This is a genomic window from Streptomyces sp. NPDC014864, assembly GCF_043081525.1.
Taxonomy (GTDB): domain Bacteria; phylum Actinomycetota; class Actinomycetes; order Streptomycetales; family Streptomycetaceae; genus Streptomyces.
The window spans coordinates 337,088-344,652 of record NZ_JBIBWT010000001.1 but is presented as its reverse complement, the minus strand read 5'-3'; the positions used below and the strand labels follow the sequence as shown (position 1 = coordinate 344,652).

Genomic DNA, 7,565 nt, shown 5'->3' with positions numbered 1-7,565 from the left:
GGCACCGGCGAGGTGGGCCGCGTGCGCTTGGGCGGCGACGGTCACGTCGGTGGCTGTGCGGCCCGCGCCCGCGATCGTGTGCTGGGCCTTGGTGCGGACCACGCCATCGACGCCGTGCACGCGGGAGCGGGCGGCCGCCTGGGTGGCCTGGAGCTTCGACTGGGCACCGGCCAGCGCCTCCTCGACCTCCGGCGCGAATGCCGAGAGGGGGCCGAAGAGGTAGTCGATGGCGTCCTGCGGCGCGGAGGTGCCGGAGACCATGCCCGCCGCCCGGTCGGTCACGTGGCCCGCGTGGGCGGCCGTTCCGTGGGCGAGGGCGGTGGCGCCGGCCTTCGCCGCGCGCGCCGCGTGGGCGCCCTGGATGGCCTGCGCGCCGCGGACGGCACCGGCGCGTGCCGTGCCCACCTCGGCGTCGACGTACCGGCGGGCCTGCTCGGCGCCGCCGGACGTGGCGTGCCGCGCCGTCGTCGCGGCGGTGCCGGTCAGGGCGCCGGCCTTGGACGCCGCCCGGCCGGCGGTGTCCGAGACGGTCGTGCCGGCGCCCCGCGCGGCCGAGCCGTCGGTGATGCCGGAGACCGTGTTCTGCACGCCGGAGACGGTCCCGTCGACCGTGCCGGTGACCGCACCGGTCAGCGAACCGGCGGTGTCACCGGTATCGACGGCGGCAGAGGCGTCGGCGGTCGGGTCCGGGGCGGACAGCGAGGAGGCGGCCAGTTCGTCGGCACTGGCCACGGCCGAACCGAGCGCCCATGCGCCGGTGACACCGGCGGCCATGACGATGGAGCGGCGGATGTTCTTGTTCATACGTTCTTCAGATCCTTTGGGGTTCCGGGACGCCCGGAAGGAGAGCTCCGGGGTGGGGACATTCCGTCGCCTGTCGCGGTCGTGGTCCGGGAAGTGGGGACCGGCGGACGCGCTACGGCTCCGGCGGCTTCCGTCCGGGAACGAAGGAGGGGTCCGGACGGGCGGGCAGACCTGTTCCGCCCCCGCGCGGCAGGTCTGGGCGGGGAGAGGTCCGGCTCCGCTAGCCGGGGAAGACGGGGATGTCCCGGTGCCTGTCCCGGGTCCCGGCCGCGTCGGAACGCGCGGCGGCGCCGGGCGCCAGCCGCAGCGGGGCCCGGTCGATCAGGGTGACGGCGTGCGCGTCGGCGTGCCGCGGCGTGCCGGTGTCGAGCGCCGACTGGCCGAGGAGGGCGCCCGCGTCACGGGCGGGCGCCTGAGGCAGGGGCGCTCGGCCGTCACGAAGGTCGCGGAGGAGGCCGGAGGCACCGGCGCCCACGGCGGTGGCCGGCACGGTCCCGACCACGGTGAACCGCGGTCCGTACGCGGCGCCCTGCGCCGTACGTGCCACCGTCCGCCCGTCCGGAGCGTGCCCACCGGACAACAGGGGCGGACCGGCACCCGGCCGCTGCGTCCCGGGCTCCGAGGTGGCCGGCAACGGCGGCACCGTCACCGGCAGCCCGGACTCACCGGGCGGGCCGGGCAGACCCGGCAGCGTGGACGGGCCGGGGAGCGCAGGCAGCGGGGGGGACGGGCCCGACGGCAGCACTGTCGCCCCCGCCTCGGCCGGCTCGTCCGTCACGGCCCCCACCAGATCCCCGACCGGTCGCTCGACCCGCTCGCCCACGGACCGGACGACGGAGTCGGCCACCGGCCGCAGGACCGGGTCAGCCCGTAGGGAACTCGCGCTCTGCGCGGCACTGCCCGCCGGGACGGAGTTGCCCGCCCGCGTGGCGCTGCCGCGCTCCGAGGCATCCGAGGCGTCCAAGGCATCCGAGGAGGAACTCGCCTTCTCCGACGAGCCCGACGTCCACGAGGAGCTCGACTTCCGGACGGCATCCCCGGTCCGCGAGGAGCCGTGACGGGGCGGAAGGCCTCCGCCGTTCCCGGCCTCGGCCCCGGATGTCGCGGCCCCGGCCCCTGACTTGGCCGGGTGGCTCACGGAGTCGTGCTCGGTGGTCGTGACCGCCGAGGCCGAAGCGCCGGCCACCTCGCCGACCGCGCCCTGCGCCGCCGACCGCACTCCGTCAACGGCGGACGACGCCAGGGACCCGGTCGAGGACACCGCCGGCGTTCCGTCCGCGGCGTGCGCCTGCTCGCCGCAGAGGAAGCCGAGCGCGAACAGGGCTCCCACCAGCAGCCCCAGTCGCAGCGCACGCCGTCCGGCCGCCGTGCGCATCACGCGCAGGGCGGCGACGGACACGGCTGCCGGCCAGGTCAAGCGGGCGGGTCCTCCCGTGCGGAACGAGTGAGGGTGCGGTACGGGTCGCCACGGACTCTACGACCGCTACGACCGCTGTACGGGCGGGCGGTGCGCCACGCACCGCCGATGAGGCATCGATCCTTGCACGGCCCTCCCGACGTTGCGCAAGCCCCCTGTTACCGATGGGTAGTCATGTCCGTTTTGCTGGCAGGATTCGGTCGACAAGTCGTCAGCCGAACATCTCGCCCCCATCCCTCCTCCCGGTTCCTCAGGCGGTGTCCGGTATCGGCAGCGGACGCTTCTCGACGGCCGCCGCCATCACCTCCGGGAAGAGGTCGGGCGTGCACGCGAACGCCGGTGCACCGAGCGACGCGAGCGCGGCGGCGTGCTCACGGTCGTAGGCGGGCGCCCCCTCGTCCGACAGCGCGAGGAGCGTCACGAACTGCACCCCCGACGCCTTCATCGCCGCCACCCGCTTCAGCATCTCGTCCCGGATGCCTCCCTCGTACAGGTCGCTGATGAGGACGACCACCGTCTCCGCGGGCCGGGTGATCTGCGACTGGCAGTACGCCAGCGCGCGGTTGATGTCCGTGCCCCCGCCGAGCTGGGTGCCGAAGAGCACGTCGACCGGATCGTCGAGCTGGTCGGTGAGGTCGACGACCGCCGTGTCGAAGACGACCAGCCGCGTGCTGATCGACCGCATGGACGCGAGCACCGCACCGAAGACGGACGCGTAGACGACGGACGCGGCCATGGACCCCGACTGGTCGATGCAGAGGACGACTTCCTTCTTCACGGACTGGGACGCGCGCCCGTAGCCGATGAGCCGCTCCGGCACGACCGTCCGGTACTCCGGCAGGTAGTGCTTCAGGTTGGCGGCGATGGTGCGGTTCCAGTCGATGTCCTGGTGGCGCGGACGGTTGACGCGGGCGCTGCGGTCGAGGGCGCCGGTGAGGGTGGCCCGGGTGCGGGTGGCGAGCCGTTTCTCCAGGTCCTCGACGACCTTGCGCACGACGGCCCGCGCGGTCTCCTTCGTCGTCTCCGGCATCGCCTTGTTGAGCGAGAGCAGCGTGCCGACGAGGTGCACGTCCGCCTCCACCGCCTCGAGCATCTCCGGCTCCAGCAGCAGCGTGGACAGCCCGAGCCGGTCGATGGCGTCCCGCTGCATGACCTGCACCACGGAGGACCGGAAGTACGTGCGGATGTCCCCCAGCCACCGCGCCACCGACGGCGCCGAGGCCCCGAGCCCGGCCGAACGCTCCCGCCCCGTCCGCGGCTTGTCCCCCGAGCCGTAGAGCGCGGTGAGCGTCCCGTCCATCGCGGCATCCCGTCCCGACAGCGCGCATCCGGTGCCTTCGGCCGCGTCCCCGCCGAGGACGAGCCGCCAGCGGCGGAGCCGCTCCTGCGCCGGGTCCCGCACGTCGTACTCCTCCGTCCCCGACGTCCCGCTCGCCGTCGCCCCGCTCACCGTCATCCCGCCCTCCGCATCGACTCGTTCCCCGTGTCCGCCCGCCCCCGCCCGGCCCCGTCCAGCCCCAACAGCAGCCGTACGACAGGCAGTACGGCGTCCGCGCGCTCGGTGTCGAGGCCGGCGGCGAAGCCGGGCGTCCCGCCGGCCGTCGTGGCCCCGGTCGCGCCGGGCCGTCCCGGACCGCGCCGGACGAGCTCCCCGAGCGTTCTGCGGATCCCGGGCTCGTAGGCCGAGAAGGTGCGCCGCAGCAGCGGCAGTACGTCCGTGAACGCCTCCTGCGGCACCCCGGTCAGCCAGGCGTCGACCAGCCCGAGCAGCCGCTCGTCGTGGACGAGCAGCATCCCGCCACCGCCGCCGACGAAGCCCTCGATCCAGGCGGCCGCATCCGCCGGCTGCGTGCCCGGTGACAGCACGAGCCCCATGAGCCGGGCCGCCCGGTCCGGCTCCACCTCCCCGGCGTCCAGCAGGAGCCGCACCGCCCGTCCTCTGACGACGCCCGGCACGGTGTCCCGTTCCGACAGGAGCCGGAGCACGCCGTGCCAGCGGGCGCGCAGGTCGCCGCGGCCGGCCTCCGGGGTGTCACCGAGCAGCCCGACGGCCGTGTGCACCGCGTCCACGTGACGCCGTATCTCCTCGGCCGCGTCCGCGTCCAGCGACGCGCAGGCCGGGGGCAGGCCGACGAAGATCCGCCCGGCCAGTCCCGCGGCGACCTCCGCCAGGGCCCGGGTATCGGTGCCGCGCACGTCGCCGTAGCGCAGGGAGCGGACCAGAGCCGGCAGTGCCTGGGCGAGGTGCCCGACGTCCGTGTCCAGCGCCGCGCGGTCGGCGAGCACCCGCATCACCACGGGCAGCGCGTCCGGGAGTTCGGCCGGCAGGCAGCGTTCGGCGAGCGCGGTGATCTCGGCGAGGGACCGCGCCGCGACGGCGTCCGTCTCGGCCTTGGCGGTCGCGGCGGCGACTACGGTCGTCCCCCACACCCCGGCCTCGGCGACCCGCACGGACAGCTCCGGCTCCCAGCGCAGCCGCCAGGTCTCCCGGAACGTGCCCGTGCTGCCCCGCGAGGCGGCGGGCTCTCCCCAGCCGACGCCCAGCATCCGCAGCCGGTGCAGCAGTCTGCTGCGGCCGGCGTCGGTCTCCTTGCGCAGGTCGAGCTCCAGTTCCCGCTCCAGCGCCTCCGGTTTGAGCCGCAGTCGCCGCTGAAGCCGGGTCAGGTCGCGCTGCAACGGCACCGCGGGCGCCGACTCCGGCACCTCGCCCAGCACGTCCCCCACGACCAGCCGGTCGTGCACCAGGGCCAGCGGGACGTCCGAACCGTCGCACATCACCGCCCGCACGGCGTCCGTCGTCTCGCTCAGCCCGGGCAGCGGGCGGCCGCGCATCGCGGCGAGCGTGCCGGCCAGCCGCACCGCCTCGATGACGTGCGCGGAGGACACGATCCGGTCCTCCTCGCGCAGCAGTCCCGCCACCTTGGTCAGCCACCGCTCGACCGGCCGGTCGGGCGCGCGGAACAGATGGGCGTACCACCCCGGTGAGTCGATGCCCGCGCCGTAGCCGCCGGCCCGGGACAGCCTGCGGTGCGTCCACGGCACCCAGGTCATGTCCACCTTGACCTTGGGCAGCCCCTTCAGCAGCGCCCGGTCGGCGGCGACGGCGGCCTTCCGGCGCAGCGCGGGCACGTGCCAGGCACCGCACACCACGGCCACACCGTCGCCGAACTCGCGCTGCGCCGCCCGCACCTGGAGCCGCATGTACGCCTCGCGGACGAGATCCCGGTCGTGGCCCGCGCCGCCGAACGTCTCCCGCAGTGCCTCCATGGCCTCCTCGAGCACGGCGAACGGGGCGAACACATCTCCCTCGCCCGCTCCCCGGTGCTCGACGACGTCCTCCCACCAGCGCTCGGGATCGTCGTACCCGGCGGCCTCGGCGAGCGCGGCGAGCGGGTCCACACGAATTCCGGCCCCGTCCGGCCGCTCCGCCCCCCGCTCTCCGTCCGCGGAGTCGTCCCCGGAGTTCCCCTCCTCACTCCCCCGGCGACCCGCCTCCTCCGGCGCACGACCCCCCTCGCCCTGCGCCCGGCTCCCCTCCCCCGGCGCGGGGCTCCCACCGCCCGGCCCGGGACTCCCTCCCTCCGGTCCTCCGCCGGAGTCGCCGCTCTCCCAGGCCAGCGTGTGCGTGGCCGGCAGGTCGATGAAGCGGGCCGGGACCTCGTGTTCCAGGGCCCAGCGGACGGCGACCCACTCCGGGGAGAACTCGGCCATCGGCCAGAACGCCGACCGGCCGGGCTCGTCGACGGCGTGACCGAGCAGGGCGACCGGCGGTCGCATGGTCTCGTCCGCGGCGAGCGGAAGCAGCGCGTCGGCCTCCGGCGGGCCCTCGATCAGGACGACCCGTGGCCGCGCCGCCTCCAGGGCGGCGCGCACCGACCGTGCGGACCCGGGCCCGTGGTGCCGGACGCCCAGCAGCAGCGGCCCCGTGCCGGGCCACCGGCCGCCGGCGGCCCGGTCAGTGCCCGCCACACCGTCCCCCTCGTCCCCCGGTCCAGCTCGGGTCCTCGCCGGAACTCGCCCTCGTCATCGCGTCCTCCCCCTCGGTGGCGCCCGTCGCCGGCCTGCCGTGCCCGCTCCCCCGCGCGTTCCCTCTCACGCGCTCACCTCCCGGCACGCCCGGTAGAAGTCCTTCCAGCCGTCGCGCTCGCGGACGACCGTCTCCAGGTACTCCCGCCACACGACACGGTCGGCCGCCGGGTCGCGGACCACGGCACCGAGGATGCCCGCGGCGACGTCCGCGGGCCGCAGCACGCCGTCGCCGAAGTGGGCCGCCAGCGCGAGGCCGTTGGTCACCACGGAGATCGCCTCGGCCGTCGACAGGGTGCCGCTGGGCGACTTGAGCTTCGTACGGCCGTCGGTGGTGATCCCGTCGCGCAGTTCGCGGAAGACCGTGACGACGCGGCGGATCTCGTCGATGCCGTCGGGCACGGCCGGCAGGTCCAGGGAGCGGCCGATCTGGTCGACGCGCCGGGAGACGATGTCGACCTCGGCCTCGGGGGTCTCCGGAAGCGGCAGGACCACCGTGTTGAACCGGCGGCGCAGGGCGCTGGACAGGTCGTTGACCCCGCGGTCGCGGTCGTTGGCCGTGGCGATCAGGTTGAAACCGCGGACCGCCTGCACCTCGTCGCCCAGCTCCGGTATCGGCAGGGTCTTCTCCGACAGGATCGTGATCAGCGTGTCCTGCACGTCGGCCGGGATGCGGGTCAGCTCCTCCACGCGGGCGGTCATCCCCTCGGCCATGGCCCGCATGACCGGGCTGGGCACGAGGGCGTCGCGGCTCGGGCCGTGGGCGAGCAGCCGCGCGTAGTTCCACCCGTAGCGGATGGCCTCCTCCGGCGTGCCCGCGGTGCCCTGCACCAGCAGCGTGGAGTCGCCGCTGATCGCGGCGGCCAGGTGCTCGGACACCCAGGTCTTCGCCGTGCCCGGGACGCCCAGCAGGAGCAGGGCCCGGTCGGTGGCGAGGGTGGTGACGGCGACCTCGACGATGCGGCGCGGGCCGACGTACTTCGGCGTGATCACCGTGCCGTCCGGCAGCGTGCCGCCGAGGAGGTAGGTCGCGACGGCCCACGGCGACAGCCGCCAGCGAGCGGGGCGCGGACGGTCGTCCTGCGCGGCGAGCGCGACGAGTTCGGCGGCGAAGGCGTCCTCGGCGTGCGGCCGCAGCGCCGCGGACGGCGGCGCCTCGGACTCTCCCCGTTCCGCGCCCGTGTTCGCGGGCGCGGAGTGGTTTCGGCGTGGTTCGGCGGACGTCGGTTCGACGGACACGGACATGGCTGAGGCCCCCTCCAGCTCGGCCGGTTCGGATCTGGTGACCACCCTGCACCACCCCACTGACAATCCACTC

General features: G+C 75.3%; 4 protein-coding genes and 1 pseudogene. All 5 read right to left on the bottom strand.

The features are described 5' to 3' along the window. Nucleotides 1-804 (bottom strand): annotated as a pseudogene (locus tag ACF1A5_RS01695) (hypothetical protein); the annotation flags it as partial. 220 nt (nucleotides 805-1,024) lie between these two features. Further along, nucleotides 1,025-2,221 (bottom strand): hypothetical protein, encoded by a 1,197-nt coding sequence (locus tag ACF1A5_RS01690; protein WP_392190801.1) that lies wholly within the window; start codon nucleotides 2,219-2,221, stop codon nucleotides 1,025-1,027. A gap of 250 nt (nucleotides 2,222-2,471) precedes the next feature. Further along, nucleotides 2,472-3,677: a vWA domain-containing protein gene (locus ACF1A5_RS01685; RefSeq protein WP_392190800.1), complete on the bottom strand. Its 1,206-nt coding sequence runs from the start codon at nucleotides 3,675-3,677 to the stop codon at nucleotides 2,472-2,474. Next, nucleotides 3,674-6,190 (bottom strand): DUF5682 family protein, encoded by a 2,517-nt coding sequence (locus ACF1A5_RS01680; RefSeq protein WP_392190799.1) that lies wholly within the window; start codon nucleotides 6,188-6,190, stop codon nucleotides 3,674-3,676. The genes ACF1A5_RS01685 and ACF1A5_RS01680 overlap by 4 nt, the downstream gene beginning before the upstream one ends. 123 nt (nucleotides 6,191-6,313) lie before the next feature. After that, nucleotides 6,314-7,492, bottom strand: a complete 1,179-nt coding sequence (locus ACF1A5_RS01675; protein WP_392190798.1) for an AAA family ATPase — start codon at nucleotides 7,490-7,492, stop codon at nucleotides 6,314-6,316. Nucleotides 7,493-7,565 lie beyond the last annotated feature (73 nt).

Excerpts from the sequence above, each read along its gene's own strand:
- ACF1A5_RS01685 (WP_392190800.1), bottom strand. The coding sequence starts at position 3,677 with ATGACGGTGAGCGGGGCGACGGCGAGCGGGACGTCGGGGACGGAGGAG.
- ACF1A5_RS01675 (WP_392190798.1), bottom strand. The coding sequence starts at position 7,492 with ATGTCCGTGTCCGTCGAACCGACGTCCGCCGAACCACGCCGAAACCAC.